Here is a 19,628-nt window from a genome sequence, read left to right on the forward strand (position 1 = left end):
TCCGCGGCTAGCTCAGGGCCGACGACAGCTGGAACACGGGCAGGTACAGCGCGATCAGCAGCGCCGCGATGACGATGCCCATCACCACCAGGAGGATGGGCTCGATCAGCAACAGGAACCGTCCCAGCTTGGTCTCGATGTCCTCGTCGTAGAAGTCGGCGATGGCGTTGAGCATGTCCTGCAGCGCGCCCGTCGCCTCGCCGACCTCGACCATCTTCACTGAGACGTCCGGGAACTCGCCCTTGGCCGCCATCGCCACCGAGAGGGGCTGGCCCTCGCGCACCTGACGGGTGATGTCGGCCATCTGCGCGGCGATGTGTCGATTGGAGACCGAGCGGCTCGCCACGTCGAGTGCGCTCACCAGCGGGATGCCGCCGCCCAGCAGCGTGGCCAGGGTCCGGGCCAGCTGCGAGGTCGCGAACTGCCGGGCGATCCCGCCCAGCCCGGGCAGCGAGAGCACGGCGCGGTCGATCCGCTGGCGGTGCTCCGGTTGCTGCAGCAGCCAGCGGCCGCCGACCACGGCCGCGCCCGCCAGGAGCGTGAGCAGCAGCAACTGGCTCCGGATCCCGTTGGACAGCGCCACGATGAGCCGGGTGGCCAGCGGCAACTGCGCGCCGAAGCCCGCGTAGAACTCGTTGAACTGCGGCACCACGCGCACCACGATGATCGCCACCACGGCGATGGAGAGGATCGTGAGCACCGCCGGATAGACCAGGGCGGACACCACCTTCCGGCGGATCGCGCCCAGCACCTGCACGTACGCGACATAGCGACGGAGCACCTGCTCCAGGCTGCCGCTGCGCTCGCCGGCCATGAGCGAGGCCGTGTAGATGGGCGTGACGTGCCGGGGGTGGGCCTCGAATGCGTCCGAAAGCGCGGTCCCCGACCGCACCTTGTCGTACACATCGTCGAGGACGCCCTTGAACACCGGGTTCGGCACGTTGCGGCGCAGGATGTCGAGCGACTGCACCAGCGGCATGCCGGCCTTGAGCAGCGTGGCCAGTTCCTGGTTGAACACGAGGAACTCGTGCAGCTTGATGCGCCCGCCGCCACCGGGGCGTCGCAAGGCGCCGAGCCCGGCTCGGGCCGCCTTGACCTCGAGCACGTACAGGCCCTTGTCCTCGAGCTCACGCCGGAGCGCGACTTCACTGTCGGCCGTGTAGACGCCCTCGGAAATCTGTCCGGAGGCGGTGGCCAGGCGGCAGCGGAACTCCATGCGTCAGGACACTCCTGCCAACTGGAGGACCTGACGGACGTACGCCTGCGTTTCGCGGAACGGGGGGATGCCGCCAAAGCGCTGGACCGCCCCGGCGCCCGCGTTGTAGGCGGCCACGGCGAGGCGGACGTCGAACCTGTCGAGGAGCTGGCGCAGGTGCCGCACGCCGCCCTCGATGTTGGCCGCCGGGTCGTACGGGTTGCCGACCTGCAACTCCCGGGCGGTGGCCGGCATCAGTTGCATCAGGCCCATGGCGCCCTTGCGCGACCGCGCCCTGGCGTGGAACCGCGACTCGACGGTGATCACCGCATGCACCAGCAGGGGATCGACCTGGTGACGCTTGGCGGCTGCTTCGATCAGGGGGAGATACGGGCGGCTCCCTGCATCGGCCACGTCGGTGAGCGTCCGCCGCACGGGCGGCTCGAGCGGGAGTTCGGCGATCTCGACGACCGGATCCGGATAGGGCACTTCGTCCGGGGCGACGCCCTTGAGCAGGGCCACGTTACACGTCAGTTCGCCGCCGGCGCGCAGCGCGAGGACGGCGGTGTCGCCGTCGATGCGCACGCTCCGGACCGAGAGGGTCCGTCCGGTCGTGAGCGTGACGAGCTCTGCCGCGGCAGCCGCCGGCAGGAGCAGCACGAGCGCCCCACCCAGCAGTGCCACGAATGGACGGAGAAACACGGCTACAGAGTGTAGCAGGGGCGAGGTAGGGCGCGGTCTCCGACCGCGCCGCTGCGAAAGGCGGCCGGGTGGGACACCCGGCCCTACCTTGCGGGGCAGAAACGACTACTTGGGCTCGATGAACGCGTGGAAGACGCGGATTCCGAGTTCCCGCGGGTCCGACGACTTGGCGGCAGGGGTCTGCGCCGGAACGAAGGCCTGGTTGACCTCGATGGTCACGTCGACGTTCTCGGCCTCGCCGAACTGGGCGGCGGTCACGGGAATCCGTCGAATCACCTCTTCGTTGTTGGCCAACGTGTGGGTGTCGAGCACCGTCTCCCCCACCCGCACCGTCACGACCTGGCCGGGCACGAGGTCAGGCCGCCCGTCGAAGTGCAGGTAGAAGGTGGCGTCGCGGCGCGGGTTGCGCAGCGCGAGCGTGGCGGTCTTCTTCGTCCACTGCCACTCGACCTGGGCGTTCTCGGCCGCCACCTCGGCGTTGTGCCAGCCGTCCTTGAACTGCACGAAGACGTTGTCGGACGCCGGCAGGAGTTCGAGCGAGCCGGCCTTGTAGGCACGCTGGCCGTCGTTCTCCCCGCCGAGCGGCAGGCGCGCCCCGGTCTCGGGGTCATACAGCCCGATGCGGATGGTGGCCTGCCCCATGTACGGGTACTGCGGCACGAACATCGTCCGCGCGTACTCGACCCGCTGCCCGGGCTTCCAGTCCTTGGTGGACGTCGGCGGGAAGTGGTCGTCGGTCCACATCAGCTGGTCGTCCGAGTCCAGGAAGTGGACCAGGACCCGGTACTCCTTGTCGAACGCCGGCGCATTGGCGGCCACCACGAACCGGTACGTCAGGTCGAGGGGGCTCCCGAGCGGGGCCTTGGCGCGGCTGGACGAGAACGTCGCGGTCGCGACGGGCGGCTGGGTGTCTTCCTTCTTCTTGCACCCGGCCACGGCCGAGAGGGCCATGACCATGACGACGCAGGCGGCTAGGGGTTTCACGCCTCTGGACTCCTCGAAACGAAATGGAACGGGACATCGCCGCAGGTCCGGGCCTCCGGCAAACAGCCTAGGGTAAACCGTTGCGGCCTCAGGGGCAACATGCTAGAGTCCGCTCGAATTCATGGGAGACGCCCTCGGACTCATCGAAACCCGTGGCCTCATCGGCGCCATCGAAGCGGCAGACGCGATGGTGAAGGCTGCGAACGTCCAGCTCATCGCCAAGGAGTACATCGGGGCCGGCTACGTCACCGTGATGGCGCGGGGCGACGTCGGGGCCATCAAGGCCGCCACCGACGCCGGTGCCGCCGCCGCCCGCCGCGTCGGCGAGCTCATCTCGGTCCATGTGATTCCCCGTCCGCACGCCGAAGTCGAGCGGATCCTGCCCAAGCCCGCGGCCGCAGCCCCGGCCGCCAAGTAGGCGCGTCCGGCCTCGCTCGACATGGCCGACGCCCCCGCCGCGCCCCCGTCAGACAAGGACCTCGCCTCGATCGCCGAGGCGCGCACCCTCGCGCGCACGGCTCGCGTCGCGCAGGCGCAACTGGCCGAGCTCTCCCAGGCCCAGATCGACGCCATCGTCGACGCCATGGCGGCCGCCGTGCGGCCCGAAGTCGAAGCCCTCGCCCGCATGGCGCGTGAGGAGACCGGGTTCGGCGTCTACGAGGACAAGGTCACCAAGAACCGGTTCGCCGCCGAGCAGATTCACGAGTTCATCCGGCCCATGAAGACGGTCGGGGTGCTGCGACGCGACGAGACCCGCAAGATCATCGAGATTGCAGAGCCTTTCGGCGTGGTGGCGGGCATCGTCCCGACGACCAATCCCACGTCGACGGCCATCTACAAGATCCTGATCGCCCTCAAGGCCCGCTGCGCCATCGTGCTCAGCCCGCATCCGTCAGCAGCCCGCTGCATCAGCCGCACCGCCGAGATCATGGCCGGCGCCGCGGCCCGCGCCGGGGCCCCGGCCGGCAGCATCGGCTGGATGCAGACGGTGACCCTCGAGGGCACCCAGGAGCTGATGCGCCAGCGCGAGGTCGCCGTCATCCTGGCGACGGGCGGCCTGGGCCTGGTCAGGGCGGCCTACTCGGCGGGCAAACCGGCCTACGGCGTCGGGCCCGGCAACGCGCCGTGCTACGTGCACCAGAGCGCCGACGTCGCCAAGGCCGCCCGCGACATCGTCCTCGGCAAGACCTTCGACAATGGTCTGCTCTGCTCGTCGCCCAACTCGATCGTCGCCGACCGGGCCATCGACGAGCCGCTGAAGGCCGCGCTGGTCGCCAACGGCGGCCACTTCCTGTCGGCCGCCGACGCCCAGAAGCTGGCGACGGTCCTGGTGACGCCCCAGCGCCTGCCCAACCCTGCGCTCGTGGGACGGTCGGCCCTCGAGATCGCCCAGGCGGTCGGGCTCACCGTGCCGGCCGGGACGCGCGCCCTGATTGCCCAACTCGAGGGCGTCGGTCGCGATCATCCCCTGTCGATCGAGAAGCTCTGCCCCGTCCTCTCCTACTACGTCGTCGAGGACTGGAAGGCGGGGTGCGAGCGCTGCAAGGCCATCCTCCGCTACGGCGGCATGGGCCACACCATGTCGGTGCATGCCACCGACGATGACGTGGTCCTGCAGTTCGGGCTGCACAAGCCGGCATTCCGCATCGTGGTCAACACGCCGACGACCCACGGGTCGGTGGGCCTCACGACCGGGCTGGATCCCGCGATGACGCTTGGGTGTGGCGGCTACGGCGGCAACATCACGTCCGACAACATCTCGCCGATGCACTTGCTCAACATCAAGCGGGTCGCGTACGAGCTTCGTCCGGCGCCCGGCCCGTCGCCAGCCGCGCGCCCCCCGGCCATGTCTGCAGCCTCCGAATCGAGCCTCCGCCCCGCCGTCCCCGAGCGGGTGCGCACCCTGGAGTCCTCCACGCTGTCGGCCCGGATCGACGGCTTCCTGGCCAGCCGCGGCATCACGCCGGACACGACCCTCGTGGTGGGCGGCCGCCAGGGCGAGGCCGGGCCGGCGGCCCAGGTGCCGGCGCCCGTCGCGCCCGCGGCTCCGGCGCCCCCCACGGTCGAGTTGCAGCCCCCCAGTGCTGCCGTCGATTTCGTGTGTGAGGACGATGTGCGGCAGGCCCTGCGGGCGGGGCAACGCATCCGTCTTTCGGCGCGGGCGATCGTGACCCCGGCGGCGCGCGATCTGGGGGACGCCCACGACGTCCTCATCGACGCCTGAGCCCCCGCCGTTTCGTCACATCGGCGTCTTGACCCCACTCCCCGGGGGGTGGTACCTTCCGCGGGTCGCCGAACGGTCGGATCTCCGATCCAAGGCATTGGATTCTGTCCGGCCCCGCCGGATCCCAACTTCGTTCGCAGGTTTCGGCCTGCAGGGAACACCTGACCGGCTCCTCCCCTCCCGGAGTGAGCCACCCGCCGCACCCACGCCATCGTGCCGTGGACGCCGGCAGGGGAGCGCCCAGATGCGACGAACGTTCGGGCTGCCGTTTGCAGTCCTCCTGGCGTCCGCGGCCTGTAGCCGCAATCCCGCACCGCAGGTCGCGGTGACGCCCCGTCCACCCGTCCCGGCCGCCGAGGTCCCGGCGCCGCCGCCCCCCGCCCCCGTCGTCGATCCGACGGTGGCTCTCGTCGCCGAGGCCGATCGCCTCTTCGCCCTGGGCGAGCGGGAACTGTCGCTCGGCCACCTCGAGCAGGCACGCGTCGCGTTCGACAAGTCGCTCGACGTGATGCTCGACGCGCCCCAGGGGGCGCGCGTGGATCCCAGGCTGCGCCAGCATTTCGACCGTCTCGTCGACCGCATTGCGGCCCACGAGACGCTCGCCCTGCAGAAGGGCGACGGCTTCACGGAGAAGGCATCCGAGCCCGCGGCCATCGACCAGTTGCTCGAAGTGTCGACCTTCGTGCCGCCGGTCGCCCCGGCGCGCGTCATCGAGCAGACCGTCCAGCTGGACCTGGCGCAGACGTCGCACGACATTCCGATCCCGCTCAACGACCGTGTCCTCGGGTACGTGGAGTTGTTCCAGGGACGGTTGCGCGATTTCCTGTCCGGTGGGTTGCAGCGAGGGAGCAAGTACCTCCCGATGGTGCAGAGCGTGTTCAGGGCCGAGGGGGTGCCGCTCGACCTGGCGTACGTGCCGCTCATCGAGAGCGCCTTCAAGCCCACCGCCCTGTCGAGGGCCAGCGCCCGAGGCATGTGGCAGTTCATGCGCGGCACGGCCGGCGATTTCGGCCTGAAGCAGGATTGGTACATCGACGAGCGCGCCGACCCGGAGAAGGCGACGCGGGCGGCCGCGAAGTACTTCAAGGTCCTCTACAACATGTTCGGCGACTGGCACCTCGCCATGGCCTCCTACAACGGCGGGCCTGGCCGTGTGCAGCGCGCGATGCGGGCGTCTGGCGTGGATGACTTCTGGGACCTCACGTCCGACGATCGGTACCTGCCGCGCGAGACCCGCGAGTACGTGCCGATGATCCTCGCGGCGGTCATCATTGCGAAGAACCCGACCCAGTACGGCTTCGAAGCGCCGCCGGTCGACGCCCTGGAGTACGACAAGGTCCGGGTGGCGGGTGCGGTCGACCTCCGGCGCGTGGCCGAGTGGACCGGCGCCTCCATCGACGAGATCCAGGCGCTGAACCCCGAGTTGCGCCGATGGACGACGCCGCTGCGGTACCCGGAGTACGAGGTCAAGGTGCCCGCGGGCACGGGCCCGACCTTGTCGGCCCGCCTGGTCGCCGCCGACGCCTCGGAACTGTCCGCCCTCAAGTTCCACACCGTGCGTCGACGCGAGTCGTTGGCCTCGATCGCCAAGAAGCTCGGTGTGTCGCGCGGCGACCTGGCCGAGGCCAATGGCGTCTCGGTGAAGGCCGCCGTTCGCCCTGGCCAGCGCCTGCTGATTCCGCGGGCCCCGTCTGCCCCGCTGCTCGCCTCGGCACCGCGCGCGGTCGATGCGACGCCGGTGCTCGTCAACGCCTCCCGGACGACCACCGCCGACGCCGACGACGATGTGCGGGTGGTGACGCACCGGGTGAAGCGTGGCGAGACGCTGTATGCGATTGCCAACACGTACGACGTCACCGTCGCTGACCTGCGCACCTGGAACCGCATGAAGGGCACCCGCCTGGACATCGGCGATCGCCTCACGGTCCGCGTCAACCGGGCGCCGGCCCGTAGCGCGGCGCAGTAGCGCAGTTCCTGCACCCCGCGGCGGGGCCGCAACGTGCAGTTCCTGCCAGCCCGTCCACGGAACGCGTGAAATCCTTCGGGGTTTCGCGCGTTTTCGCGTCTGGGGCCGCGCGCACGCGGCTTGCACAGGCGGGCGACATGCTCGCCTCCACCTACACGGCCGCCCTCGTCGGCGTTGCCGCGGAACTCGTGCGCGTCGAGGCCGACGTCAGCTTCGGACTCCCCGCCTTCACCGTCGTCGGCCTCCCTGATGCCAGCGTGCGCGAGAGCCGCGACCGTGTCCGGAGTGCCGTGCGCAGCGCCGGACTCGAGTTCCCGCCCCATCGCATCACCGTCAACCTGGCGCCCGCCGACCTCCGCAAGGCCGGCAGCAGCTTCGACCTGCCCATCGCGCTGGCGGTGCTCGCGGCGGCGGGACAGGTGCCGGCCGACACGGTGGCGCGGGCGCTGGTGGTCGGGGAACTCGCGCTCGATGGCCGGGCTCTCCCCTGCCGGGGCGTCCTGCCCGCGACACTGGCGGCGCGCGCGGCCGCGCTGGACATGGTCGTCGTTCCGCGTCCCAACGTCGCGGAGGCCCGGTTGGTGCCCGCCGTCGACGTGCGAGGCGCCGGATCGCTCGCCGACGCCCTGCGGGCCCTGCGCGAGCCGGACCCGCCCGCAGAACTCGTCGTCCGCCCGGTGGGGCCGCCCGTCGTCGACCTCGCCGACGTGCAGGGGCAGGCGATGGCCAGGCGCGCCCTCGAGGTGGCAGCCGCCGGGCACCACAACCTGCTGTTCACCGGTCCGCCGGGCGCTGGCAAGTCCATGCTGGCGCGCCGCCTGCCCGGCCTGCTTCCGCCGTGGTCCTTCGAGGAGGCGCTGGAAACCACGGCCGTGCACTCGGCCGCGGGGTTGGTGCCTCCTGACGGGGGCCTGATGACGGAGCGCCCGTTCAGGGCACCCCACCACACGGCCTCCACGGCTGCTCTCATCGGGGGAGGCCCGCAGCCCCGGCCCGGAGAAGTGAGCCTGGCCCATCACGGCGTCCTGCTGCTCGATGAACTGCCGGAGTTCGAGCGGCGGACGCTCGACGTGCTGCGGCAGCCCATCGAGGAGGGCGTCGTCCATGTGGCGCGCGCCGCTCGGACGGTGACCTTTCCGGCAGCCTTCCTGCTCGTGGCCGCCATGAACCCCTGCCCGTGCGGCTATGCGGGACACCCGCGCCGCGCGTGCCGATGTCGCCCGGGCGAGGCCGACCGGTACGCGTCCCGCGTCTCCGGGCCGCTCCTGGACCGCATCGATCTCGTGGTGCAGGTGCCGCCGGTCGACCCGGCGGCCCTGACGGGCCCGGTGGCAGATTCGGAGCCGACGGCGCTGGTCCGGGCCCGTGTGCTGGCGGCCCGCCAGCGCCAGGAGGCCCGGCAGCAGGGCGTCAACAGCCGCCTGCAGGGACGCCCACTCGATGCCCTGCGGCGGGGCGCTGGAGTATCGGACCTGCTGGCGCAGGCGATGGGCCGTCTGGAACTGAGCGCGCGGGCGGCGGATCGGCTGCTGAGGGTCGCCAGGACCATCGCCGACCTCGGCGGGAGCGAGTCGGTCGAGCGCTGCCATCTGGCAGAGGCGCTGCAGTACCGGCCGTGCTAGACTTCGCCGTGGCCGGTGCCCCGGCACCCAGGCCATCCAATCCCGCACGCACGTAGGTGGGAGTCCCCGTCCGGAAGGCGTCCATGCGCCGCCGGCCGAGAACACGGCATGCTGTCGACACGCTATAGCCTCATCATCGCCAATCGCCGCACCGGGGTCGTTCGCCGGTTGACGCTGTCGCTCCGTCCGGTGGCGATTGTCAGCGTCGGGGTGTGCGTGCTCGTGATGTTGATGGTGCTGGGCGCCTCCCGCAAGGCCGCGTGGCAGACCGCGTCGCTCGAGGCGGAACTGGCCGCCCTGCGGACCGAGAACGAGACGATTCGCAGCGCCACCGGGGCCCTCACCTCCCAGATCACGTCGCTGCAGTCGGTGGTGGACGACATCTCGAAGCTGTCGCCGTCGGCCACCGAGCGCACGGCGATGGGGCGACTGCCGAAGGGCGTGCAGCAGTCGGCGCTCGGCGGTCTGTCGCCGGAGGCGACGCGCCTCGCGTTGAGCGGCCCCACGGCCCAGCCCGATGCGGTCGGCGTGGTGCGGCAGATGCTCTCCGCCCTCGAATCACGACTGGAGACGGCGCGTCCCCGGCTCGAGCGTCACGCCGCCCTTGCGCGGGCCACGCCGGCCATCTGGCCTGCCCTGGGCGCCTTGTCGTCCAGCTTCGGCGTGCGGCGCGACCCGTTCACGGCCGCCGAGAGCATGCACCCCGGCCTCGACCTCGACGTGGACCTCGGCGACCCGGTGTTCGCGACGGCCGACGGTGTCGTGACTGAAGCGCACTACCACCCCGAGTACGGCAACCTGGTCATCGTGTCGCACGGCTTCGGCATCGAGACCCGCTACGCCCACCTCTCGCGGCATCGCGTGCGTCCCGGCACGTCGGTGACCCGCGGGCAGGTCGTGGGTGAAGCCGGGTCGACCGGCCGGTCGACGGGATCGCACCTCCACTACGAGGTCTGGATCGACGGGCGTCCGGTCAATCCGCTGCAGTACCTCGTCGCGCGCGACGCCCGCTAGCGGCCGCGCCGGACCTGCGCTCCACACGCGCAGGGTTGCCTCCCCTCGAACCCTTCCCTACAATCGAAGGATCGCGGTGCCCGCTTCCGGGCCCGTCTTCTGGTAGGCCCTTTGGTTTTCGACACACTCCTCGCCAAGGTCATCGGCACGCAGAATGAACGCGAGCTGAAGCGGATCCATCCGCTCGTCGCTCGCATCAACGGGCTCGAGCCGTCCATGCAGCAGCTCGGCGACGCCCAGCTGCGCGCCAAGACCGCCGAGTTCAAGGAGCGCCTGTCCCGCGGCGAGTCGCTCGACGACCTGCTGCCCGAAGCCTTCGCCGTCGTACGCGAGGCTGGCCGCCGCGTGGTCCACATGCGGCACTACGACGTCCAGCTCATCGGCGGCATCGTGCTGCACCGTGGGCGCATCGCCGAGATGAAGACGGGCGAGGGCAAGACGCTCGTCGCGACGCTGCCGGCCTACCTCAACGCCCTGGCCGGCAAGGGCGTGCACGTCGTGACGGTCAACGACTACCTCGCCCGCCGCGACTCGGAGTGGATGGGGCGCATCTACCGCTTCCTCGAGATGTCGGTCGGCGTCATCCAGCACGACCTGCGCGACGACGAGCGGCAGCGGCAGTACGCGGCCGACATCACCTACGGCACCAACAACGAGTTCGGCTTCGATTACCTTCGCGACAACATGAAGTTCGAGTTGTCGCAGATGGTGCAGCGTCCGCACTTCTACGCCATCGTCGACGAGGTGGACTCCATCCTCATCGACGAGGCGCGCACGCCGCTGATCATCTCGGGGCCTGCCGAGGAGTCGACCGACCTGTACTACGAGGTCGACCGCATCATCCCGAAGCTCAAGCCGGGTGCGGTGATCCAGGGCCAGGTCAAGGCCGAGGAGCGCGAGGCCCTCGAGCTGTCGGGCGACTACATCGTCGACGAGAAGCACAAGACGGCGACGCTGACCGAGGGCGGCATGGCGCACGCCGAGCAGTTGCTGGCGCATCGCCTGCAGCCGGGCGGGCTCTACGACCCGGCCAACATGCCCCTGCTCCACCACGTGCAGCAGGGACTCCGCGCACACACGCTCTTCCGCCGCGACATCGAGTACCTGGTGAACGACGAAGGCCAGGTCGTGATCATCGACGAGCACACGGGCCGCGTGATGCCGGGGCGTCGCTGGAGCGATGGCCTGCACCAGGCCGTCGAAGCCAAGGAAGGCGTGAAGATCGAGCGCGAGAACCAGACGCTCGCGACCATCACCTTCCAGAACTTCTTCCGCAAGTACGAGAAGCTGGCCGGCATGACCGGCACCGCCGACACCGAGGCGGAGGAGTTCAACAAGATCTACAAGCTCGACGTGATCCAGGTGCCGACCAACCGGCCGCTGATCCGCATCGAGGAACCCGACACCGTCTTCCGCACGCAGCGCGAGAAGTACGACGCCATCGTCGACGACATCGCGCAGCAGCAGGCCAAGGGCCGTCCGGTGCTCGTGGGCACCGTCTCGGTCGAGAAGTCCGAGCTGCTGTCGACGATGCTGAAGCGCAAGGGCGTCAAGCACGTCGTGCTGAATGCCAAGTACCACGCGCAGGAAGCCGAGATCGTCGCGCAGGCCGGTCGCCTCGGGAAGGTCACCGTGGCCACCAACATGGCCGGCCGCGGCACCGACATCCTGCTCGGCGGCAATGCCGAGTACATGGCGCGGCAGCAGTGCCTGGCCGAGGAAGTCGCCGAGAAGGTGCCGCGCGGGCAGGAGAAGTACGTCGACGACGAGGAGTTCGTCTACTTCCGTCACCTCGACAGCTTCTACCGGGTGCCGACGCCGACGTGGACCGCGATCTACAAGAGCTTCGACGACGAGTGCCGCGCCGAGCACGATCAGGTCGTGTCCCTGGGCGGCCTCCACATCGTCGGGACCGAGCGCCACGAGTCGCGCCGCATCGACAACCAGTTGCGCGGTCGCGCCGGTCGCCAGGGCGATCCGGGCTCCTCGCGCTTCTACCTGTCGCTCGAGGACGACCTGATGCGCATCTTCGGGTCGGCCAACATCTCGGGGCTGATGCAGCGCCTCGGGATGGAAGAGGGCGTGCCGATCGAGAGCCGGATGGTCACGCGCGCGATTCAGCGCGCGCAGAAGCAGGTGGAAGCCCAGAACTTCGGCATCCGCAAGCACCTGCTCGAGTACGACGACGTGATGAACAAGCAGCGCGAGAGCGTGTACGCGCTGCGTCGCCAGTTGCTCGAGGGCAGCATCCGCCTCGACGACGGCGAAGTGGACTCGCGTGAGTACCTGATGGTGCTCGCCGAGGACCTGCTGGGCGCCCTCGTCACCGAGTACGCCGGCAACAAGGACAATCCCGAGCAGTGGGACCTCGAGCAGTTGCGCGAGGAGGTGGAGCGCATCTTCGGCGTCGACGAGGCCATCCTCCGTGACCTGCCGCTCGAGACGCTGACCGCCGACCAGATCCGGACCGAGCTGTGGGAGGAAGTCGAGCACGCCTACGGCGAGAAGGAGGCGGCGGTCGGGCGCGACCTGCTGCAGTTGCCCGAGGAAGTCATCCCGCAGATCGCGGGACCGACGTTCTTCGAGCAGATGAAGACGGTCGAGGGCGACGAGCGCACGTCCATGGGCGGGCGCAGCGTGCTGGCGCCGATCGAGCGCAACCTCATGCTGCAGGTCGTCGACGGGCAGTGGAAGGATCACCTCTACAGCCTCGATCACCTCAAGGAAGGCATCGGCCTGCGCGGCTACGGCCAGCGTGATCCGCTGGTCGAGTACAAGAAGGAGAGCTACGCCCTCTTCGAGGCGATGAAGCAGCGCGTCGACGAGGAGACGGTGCGGTACCTGTGGCGGCTCCGGCCCATGTTCGGCCGGTCCGAGCCCGCGCCCGCCGAGGTGCTGGCCGAGGACGAGACGACGGTGGCGGCACCCGCCACACCGGCGCCGCGCCAGTCCGCGCCCGTGCCCTCCGTGCAGCGCCCGCCGGCGACGCCCGACATCTTCCAGCGCCCGAAGCGCGTGGAGGAGAACCGACCGTCGCCCTCCTCGGCCGGGGCCCTGTTCGGCGCTCCCACCGGGGCGACGGCCCCGAAGCCGGCGCGCGTCGGCGGCGACGACGCCGGCCTGCGCACGGTGCGCCGCGACGTGCCGAAGGTCGGCCGCAACGACGACTGCCCCTGCGGCAGCGGCAAGAAGTACAAGAAGTGCCACGGGGCGGGCCTGTGACGCCGGTGTGCGCCACGATTCCGCCATCCGCACGACAGCACGAGGCCGACATGCGTCGGCCTTTCGTGTTTCCACGCGCCTGAATGCCCATGACCACGGACACCCTCGCGACCCTTTCGCCCGCTGAACAAGTGGAGCGCGGCCTGCAGACCGCACTCACCTTCGACGATATCCTGCTCGTGCCGCAGCGCTCGGAGACCCTGCCGAGCCAGGTCGACATCTCGTCGCGGTTCACGCGCAACATCCGGCTCAACGTGCCGCTGGCCAGCGCCGCGATGGACACCGTGACCGAGTCCGGTCTGGCGATCGCCATGGCGCAGCAGGGCGGCATCGGCATCGTCCACAAGAACCTGCCGATCGAGGACCAGGCCAACGAGGTCGATCGCGTCAAGCGCTCCGAGAGCGGGATGATCGTCAACCCGATCACGCTCTCGCCGTCGCAGACCATCGCCGAGGCGCACCAGCTGATGCGGAAGTACCGCATCTCCGGCGTGCCGATCACCGAGGACGGGAGCAAGGAGGGCCGCCTGGTCGGCATCCTGACCAACCGCGACCTCCGGTTCGAGACGCGCCTCGATCGCTCGATTCACGAGATCATGACCCGTGAGAACCTGATTACGGTTCCCGTGGGCACGACGCTCGACCAGGCGCAGGACATCCTGCACCGCCACAAGGTCGAGAAGCTCCTCGTGGTGGATCACGAGTACCGCCTCAAGGGCCTCATCACGGTCAAGGACATCCAGAAGGCCCTCAAGTACCCGATGGCGTGCAAGGATCCGCTCGGCCGCCTGCGGGTCGGCGCGGCGGTGGGCATCGCCAAGGACACGCTCGACCGCGCCGAGGCGCTCGTTGCCGCGCATGTCGACGTGCTGGTGATCGACACGGCGCACGGCCACTCGGTCGGCGTGATGGAGATGGTCCGACGCCTGCGCCAGAAGTTCCCGCAGGTCGAACTCGTCGCCGGCAACGTCGCGACGGGCGCCGCGACCGCGGACCTGATCAAGCTGGGCGTCGACGCCGTCAAGGTCGGCATCGGCGCCGGCTCGATCTGCACGACCCGCGTCATCGCCGGCATCGGCGTGCCGATGGTGTCGGCGATTGCCGAGTGCGCCCGCGCCGCCAAACCGTCCGGCATCCCGGTGATTGCCGACGGCGGCATCCGCTACTCGGGCGACATCACCAAGGCGATCGCGGTGGGCGGCAGCACGGTGATGATCGGCAGCCTGTTTGCCGGCACCGACGAGAGCCCGGGCGAGGTCATCCTCTATCAGGGCCGCTCCTTCAAGGAGTACCGCGGCATGGGCTCGATCGGCGCCATGCGCAAGGGCTCGCGCGATCGCTACTTCCAGGACGAGTTCGAGCTCAACGCCGTGACCGGCGAGGGCACCGACAAGCTCGTGCCGGAGGGCATCGAGGGCCGGGTGGCGCACAAGGGCACCGTGGCGGCGATGGTGCACCAGTTGGTGGGCGGCCTGCGGGCCGGCATGGGCTACTGCGGCTGCGCGAACATCGAGGCCCTGCAGCGCGAGGCCCAGCTGATTCGCATCACGCCCGCCGGGCAGCGCGAGAGCCACGTGCACGACGTGATCATCACCAAGGAAAGCCCGAACTACCGCGTCGAACGATAGGCATCAGGAGCCGGGTACCGGGTACAGGGTGCCGGGTACGGAGTTCGCGCACGCCAACGGCCGTCGGCCTTCCCTCCGACGGCCGTTTCCTTTCCCATCCTCCTCGTTCCCCCGACGTTCTCCCCTCCGGCATTCGCGCCGTCGGCATCGAGGCATCCCGAACCCGGTACCCGGTACCCGGAACCCGGTCTAGAATGCGCGACATGACTCGTCGTCTCCTCCCCTCCCTCGGGCTCTGCCTGCTGGCGCTCGGCGTCGCCGTCTCGGCCACACAGCCATCAGCTCCTCGCCAACTCCGCATCATCGCGTTCGGTGCCCATCCCGACGACGCCGAACTGAAGGCGGCGGGCGTGGCCTCCAAGTGGGCCGCGGCCGGGCACAAGGTGAAGTTCGTGGCGGCGACCAACGGCGACATCGGGCACTTCGCGCAGGCGGGTGGCCCGCTGGCCCAGCGCCGCTACAAGGAAGTGCAGGAGTGTGCCCGCATCATGGGCATCACCACCGACGTGCTCGACATCCACGACGGCGAGCTCGAGCCGACGCTCGAGTACCGCCGGATGTTCGCGCGCAAGATCCGCGAGTGGCAGGCCGACATCGTGATGGGCCACCGCCCCTATGACTACCACCCGGATCACCGCTACGTCGGTGTGCTGTTGAACGACACGGCCGTCGTCGTCGGCGCTGCCTTCTTCGTGCAGGACACGCCGGCGACCAACGGCAACCCGATCTACCTCAACTACTCCGACAACTTCACCGATCCGAAGCCCTTCGAGCCGAGTGTCGTCGTCGGCATCGACGAGGTCGCCGAGAAGAAGTGGGCCTGCATCAACGCCATGCCGTCGCAGTTCGGCGACAAGGACTCCTGGCAGGGGCGGACGCGTCCTGATGTGCCCGATGATCCGGTCAAGCGCCCGGCCTACCTGCTCGAGCTCGCCAAGCAGCGCTCGGCGGCCGTCGCCGACCAGTACCGCGCGCAGTTGATCGCGCGCTACGGGCAGGATCGTGGGTCGAAGGTGAAGTACGCCGAGGCGTTCCAGCTCAACCAGTACGGCAAGCAGGTCAAGCCGGCTGACCTCGACGGCATGTTCCCGAAGTAGGCGTCCGGCCTTCGTCAGCAGGCGGTCCGGCCCTCCCCGCGACTCAGGCCGATCGCTCCCCTGCCTGGCCCCGGCGCGCAGCGCGTGCCGGGGCTCACCTCCCCCAGAGGCTCACATGACTCGTCGTTCGCTCCCGGCCCTGGCGGCCACCCTGCTCGCGGTTACCCTCGCATCGTCGTCTGCGCCGCTGACGGCGCAACGCCCGCTCAACATCATCGTGTTCGGCGCGCATCCCGACGACGCCGAGTTGCAGGCCGGGGGCGTGGCCGCGATGTGGGCCGCCCAGGGGCATCGCGTGAAGTTCGTGGCCGCGACCAACGGCGACATCGGGCACTTCAGCCAGGCGGGCGGCCCGCTTGCCCAGCGGCGCTACAAGGAAGTGCAGGAGTGCGCGCGCATCCTCGGCATCACGACCGACGTGCTCGACATCCACGACGGCGAGCTGGTGCCCGACCTGGAGACGCGCCGGGCCTTCGCGCGCAAGATTCGCGACTGGCAGGCCGACATCGTCATCGGCCATCGTCCGTACGACTACCACGCCGACCACCGCAACGTGGGGGTGCTGCTCAACGACACGGCCATCGTGGTGCAGGCGCCGTTCTTCGTGCCCGACACGCCGGCCACGCCCCGTAACCCGATCTACCTGAACTCGGCCGACGGGTTCGACGTGCCGAAGACCTTCGTGCCGAGCGTGGTGGTGGACATCGATGCCGTCGCGGAGAAGAAGTTCCAGTGCATCGCGGCGATGCCGTCGCAGTTCGGCGACGCGGACTCGTGGCAGGGCCGCACCCTGCCCAACATGCCGACCGACGAGGCCGGGCGGAAGGCCTACATCGTCGAGACGGTGAAGGGGTGGCTCGCCGCCGGGGCCAACGAGTATCGCGCGCAGCTCATCGCGCGATACGGCCAGGAGCGTGGGTCGAAAGTGAAGTACGCCGAGGCGTTCCAGCTGAACCAGTACGGCCGTCAGGTGACGGCCGCAGACCTCGACACGCTGCTGCCGCGATAGTCCCACCAGGCGACAAGGCCACGGGCTACAGGCGGCCTGTGGCCTTCAGCCCGTCAGTGAGCCCGGACGCCGCACGACTGGCGGACCACCAGCGAGCACTGCACGAAGATGTCGCGAGCGGGGCGTTCGGGGTGAGCCCGACGCTCCAGCATCGCCGCGACCGCTGCTTCCCCGATCTGCGCCACCGGCTGCCGCATCGTGGTGAGCGGCACCGGCAACCACCCGGCATACTCGACATCGTCGATCCCCGCCATGCGGATGTCGTCGGGAATCCGACGTCCGAGGGCCAGCAGCGTATGCATGAGCCGGGCAGCGCCCCGGTCGTGTGCGCAGACCACGGCGTCGGGCGCATGACTGGCGAGATACGCCGCCACGGCGTCGCGGTCATCTGGCGACGGCAGCGGGAGCCGCGCCAGCGTGGTGTCAGCCCCGAGCACGTCGAGGGCTTCCCGGTAGCCCGCGCGGCGCCCGTCGATCGTCGACACGCCCATCTCCGAGCCGAGAAACGCGACCCGCTTCGCTCCGGCCTGCACCAGGTGCTCGGTCACGGCGAATCCGACACGCCGGTTGTCGATGCCCACCAGGTCGTAGGGGCCCCGCCTGGGGTACGGATAGGCCGACCGATCCAGCAGCACGAGCGGAATGCCTGCAGCATCGAGCGCCGTCACGATGCGCACGTTCGTGTCGTCGCCGGCCGCCAGTCCCTCCAGCGGCGCGAGGAACACGCCATCGACGCGCCTGGCGATGTACTGCTGCACCCGAGACCACGCCGCCGCGGCTCGTGCCGCCGGCGCAGGCTCGCCGCCGCCCCAGAGAAAGGCGTGGCCGCGTGACTCCGGGGCCGCGAGCAGGCCCTGCACGAGGGGCTCGAAGATCTCGATGTCGGGCAGGTCGGGTACCAGCACGCCGAACGTGCAATCGACGGCCGCCGTGGCTGGCGGACGACGGACGAACGTGCCCGAGCCGACGCGGCGCTCGACGAGCCCCTGGAGCTGGAGGTCCCTCACCGCGCGACCGACCGTGATGCGGGAGGCCCCGAATCGCTCCACGAGCTCAGCCTCGCTCGGCACCCGTCCTCCGGCCGGCAGCCGGCCGCTCTCGATGTCGCGACGCAGCGCCTCGAACACGACCTGATACTTGGGGACGGCGAGCGCGCTCCGTTGCATGTCAAGATGCTATGACAACTTGGCGACATGAACAAGGCTCACGCTCCCGCGCGTGCTTCAAGGGATATCGTGACGCCATTGTCTAAGCATTTACGCAAAGTTTACTGGTCAGACCACTATGAAGTTGCTATGCTCTCTTTCAGGAGGCTTGGTGTAGCTCCGAAGGAGTGACATGACAACCACGAATGAACCGGTGCACTTCCTGGTGGCCAGCGACTTCGACCAGACCTTGAGCTTCAACGACTCGGGCGTGGTGCTGAGCCAACTCATCGGCGCATCGGGCTTCGAAGAGAAGGTCGCCGGCCTCGCCCGCAGCAACCTCGTGCACCAGGGCGGCGAACTGGCCTACCTGCTCCGCCACGACCCCGAGTTCCGGGCGGTCCGGCGGGAGCACCTGATCGAAGCCGGGCGTCGCGTGCGGCTGAAGGACGACATCCCGCACCTGGTGGACGTCCTCTCGCGGGGTATTCCGGGCTGCCGTTTCTCGTTCTTCGTCATCTCGGCGGCCCCGCGCGAGGTGATCTGCGCCGCCCTCGAGGGCGTCGTGCCCGACGATCACATCTTCGGCACCGAGCTCGAGTTCGACGCGCAGTCGGGCGAGGTCACGGCCGTGAAGCACGTGCCGGCCGGATACGGCAAGGTGGCGGTGCTCGAGCAGCTCGAGGCGCGGACCAGCAGTCGGCCCGAGCACACGATTTACGTCGGCGACGGCAGTTCCGATGTCCACGTGATGCTGCACGTCAACAACCGCGACGGCTTCACGATCGCCGTCTCCGAGAATCGCCACCTCGCGCGGATCGCCCGTCGCACGCTCCTCAGCGACAGCGCCCTCAGCGTCATGGTGCCGATCCTCGGACATGTGGCCGGGTGGAACTCGACGCGGATTCGCGAGCTGTTCGCGGGGTACGGGCTGTCGCTCCAGGACTGGGAGCGGGCACGCACCGACCGCATCACCCTGCGGGAAACGCCCGCGCTCGTCCGGGCGGAGTCGGCATGACCACCCCTGATGCCATCGGCTGGGCGGCGACGGCCGTCTTCACGGCCTCATACCTGACACGCGAGCAGGCGCGGTTGCGGCGCGTGCAGATGGCCGGCGCGACGCTGTGGCTGACCTACGGGTTGGTGTTGCAGGCGCCCCCCGTCATCGGGTCCAACATCCTGGTGCTGAGCGCCGCCTGCTGGGCTGAGTACCGGCATCGTCGGGACCGCGATTCGGCACCCGCGTCCGGCACCGCGCCTTCCACCGCCGCGCCCGCAACCGAGGCGGGTGGCGACCGGAGGGCCGCGGAGGCCGCCTGAGCACGCCCGACAGCCTCCCCTACGGGGCCTGGTCCCGCGCTACGTCTCGCCGATGGTCAGCGCGCGCGTGTCCTCGTCGATGATGCTGAATCGGACGTGCAGGGCCCCCGCCACGGGCCGGGCGAGGCGTTCGGGCCACTCGATGGCCAGGATGCCGTCCTCGGCCGTCTCGTCGAGTCCCAGGTCCTCGAGGGACGCACTGCCGTCGGGCAGGCGGTAGAGGTCGACGTGATGGAGCGGCAGCCTTCCGCCCCGGTACTCATGGACCAGGGTGAAAGTCGGACTGCTCACCTCGTCTTCCGCAACGCCGAGGCCTTCGGCGAGTCCTCGGACGAACGCCGTCTTGCCCGCTCCCAGGTCGCCGTGCAGGAGCAGGACCGCGCCCGGCGCCAGCGTCGCGGCCAGGCGCTGGGCCACCGCGCGTGTCGCGCGTTCCGATGTTGTCGTCTCCGCGATCACTCGTCCTCGTCGTCGCCGGCCTTCCGCTCGGCGGAGAGTTC

16 protein-coding genes are annotated in these 19,628 nt (G+C 69.8%); 11 read left to right on the top strand and 5 right to left on the bottom strand.

Translation table 11 applies throughout. The features are described 5' to 3' along the window. Nucleotides 1-7: 7 nt before the first annotated feature. The 3 genes from ACIRDX_RS00335 to ACIRDX_RS00345 all read right to left on the bottom strand — a co-directional run bounded on the left by ACIRDX_RS00335 (nucleotide 8) and on the right by ACIRDX_RS00345 (nucleotide 2,854). Nucleotides 8-1,216, bottom strand: coding sequence for a type II secretion system F family protein (locus tag ACIRDX_RS00335; RefSeq protein WP_396623397.1), 1,209 nt, complete (start codon nucleotides 1,214-1,216; stop codon nucleotides 8-10). 3 nt (nucleotides 1,217-1,219) lie between these two features. Further along, nucleotides 1,220-1,897 (bottom strand): lytic transglycosylase domain-containing protein, encoded by a 678-nt coding sequence (locus ACIRDX_RS00340; RefSeq protein WP_396623398.1) that lies wholly within the window; start codon nucleotides 1,895-1,897, stop codon nucleotides 1,220-1,222. Nucleotides 1,898-2,002: 105 nt separating this feature from the next. Further along, entirely contained in the window at nucleotides 2,003-2,854 is an 852-nt protein-coding gene (locus ACIRDX_RS00345; RefSeq protein WP_396623399.1) for a hypothetical protein, read from the bottom strand. Between the two features lie 148 nt (nucleotides 2,855-3,002). On the opposite strand from ACIRDX_RS00345, the gene ACIRDX_RS00350 reads away from it, so the two are divergent. The 9 genes from ACIRDX_RS00350 (at nucleotide 3,003) to ACIRDX_RS00390 (ending at nucleotide 16,663) form a co-directional block, all read left to right on the top strand. After that, nucleotides 3,003-3,299: a BMC domain-containing protein gene (locus ACIRDX_RS00350; RefSeq protein ID WP_396623400.1), complete on the top strand. Its 297-nt coding sequence runs from the start codon at nucleotides 3,003-3,005 to the stop codon at nucleotides 3,297-3,299. A gap of 21 nt (nucleotides 3,300-3,320) precedes the next feature. After that, entirely contained in the window at nucleotides 3,321-5,105 is a 1,785-nt protein-coding gene (locus tag ACIRDX_RS00355; protein ID WP_396623401.1) for an aldehyde dehydrogenase family protein, read from the top strand. 244 nt (nucleotides 5,106-5,349) lie between these two features. Beyond that, nucleotides 5,350-7,071, top strand: a complete 1,722-nt coding sequence (locus tag ACIRDX_RS00360) for a transglycosylase SLT domain-containing protein (RefSeq protein ID WP_396623402.1) — start codon at nucleotides 5,350-5,352, stop codon at nucleotides 7,069-7,071. Nucleotides 7,072-7,208: 137 nt separating this feature from the next. Next, the gene (locus ACIRDX_RS00365) at nucleotides 7,209-8,693 is read left to right on the top strand and encodes a YifB family Mg chelatase-like AAA ATPase (RefSeq protein ID WP_396623403.1); all 1,485 of its coding nucleotides are present in this window, start codon (nucleotides 7,209-7,211) and stop codon (nucleotides 8,691-8,693) included. A gap of 108 nt (nucleotides 8,694-8,801) precedes the next feature. Next, nucleotides 8,802-9,707 (top strand): M23 family metallopeptidase, encoded by a 906-nt coding sequence (locus tag ACIRDX_RS00370; RefSeq protein ID WP_396623404.1) that lies wholly within the window; start codon nucleotides 8,802-8,804, stop codon nucleotides 9,705-9,707. Between the two features lie 111 nt (nucleotides 9,708-9,818). Continuing rightward, nucleotides 9,819-12,929 carry a preprotein translocase subunit SecA gene (secA, locus tag ACIRDX_RS00375; RefSeq protein WP_396623405.1) on the top strand — a complete coding sequence of 1,037 codons (3,111 nt, stop codon included), beginning with the start codon at nucleotides 9,819-9,821 and terminating at the stop codon, nucleotides 12,927-12,929. 83 nt (nucleotides 12,930-13,012) lie between these two features. After that, nucleotides 13,013-14,557: an IMP dehydrogenase gene (gene guaB / locus ACIRDX_RS00380; RefSeq protein WP_396623406.1), complete on the top strand. Its 1,545-nt coding sequence runs from the start codon at nucleotides 13,013-13,015 to the stop codon at nucleotides 14,555-14,557. A gap of 203 nt (nucleotides 14,558-14,760) precedes the next feature. Then, a complete protein-coding gene (locus ACIRDX_RS00385) occupies nucleotides 14,761-15,654 on the top strand; it encodes a PIG-L deacetylase family protein (RefSeq protein ID WP_396623407.1) in 894 nt (297 codons plus the stop codon). A gap of 115 nt (nucleotides 15,655-15,769) precedes the next feature. Beyond that, the gene (locus ACIRDX_RS00390) at nucleotides 15,770-16,663 is read left to right on the top strand and encodes a PIG-L deacetylase family protein (RefSeq protein ID WP_396623408.1); all 894 of its coding nucleotides are present in this window, start codon (nucleotides 15,770-15,772) and stop codon (nucleotides 16,661-16,663) included. Nucleotides 16,664-16,716: 53 nt separating this feature from the next. Here ACIRDX_RS00390 and ACIRDX_RS00395 read toward each other — a convergent pair whose 3' ends face one another. Continuing rightward, nucleotides 16,717-17,829, bottom strand: a complete 1,113-nt coding sequence (locus ACIRDX_RS00395) for a GntR family transcriptional regulator (protein WP_396623409.1) — start codon at nucleotides 17,827-17,829, stop codon at nucleotides 16,717-16,719. Nucleotides 17,830-18,001: 172 nt separating this feature from the next. On the opposite strand from ACIRDX_RS00395, the gene ACIRDX_RS00400 reads away from it, so the two are divergent. Then, complete coding sequence (locus tag ACIRDX_RS00400) at nucleotides 18,002-18,826, top strand: HAD-IB family phosphatase (RefSeq protein ID WP_396623410.1); 825 nt, start codon at nucleotides 18,002-18,004, stop codon at nucleotides 18,824-18,826. Beyond that, nucleotides 18,823-19,128: a hypothetical protein gene (locus ACIRDX_RS00405; protein WP_396623411.1), complete on the top strand. Its 306-nt coding sequence runs from the start codon at nucleotides 18,823-18,825 to the stop codon at nucleotides 19,126-19,128. The genes ACIRDX_RS00400 and ACIRDX_RS00405 overlap by 4 nt, the downstream gene beginning before the upstream one ends. A gap of 39 nt (nucleotides 19,129-19,167) precedes the next feature. Here ACIRDX_RS00405 and tsaE read toward each other — a convergent pair whose 3' ends face one another. Then, on the bottom strand, nucleotides 19,168-19,587 hold the full coding sequence (tsaE, locus tag ACIRDX_RS00410) for a tRNA (adenosine(37)-N6)-threonylcarbamoyltransferase complex ATPase subunit type 1 TsaE (RefSeq protein WP_396623415.1): 420 nt from the start codon (nucleotides 19,585-19,587) through the stop codon (nucleotides 19,168-19,170). Nucleotides 19,588-19,628: the final 41 nt, after the last annotated feature.

This window comes from Luteitalea sp., from assembly GCF_044337415.1.
GTDB lineage: Bacteria > Acidobacteriota > Vicinamibacteria > Vicinamibacterales > Vicinamibacteraceae > Luteitalea.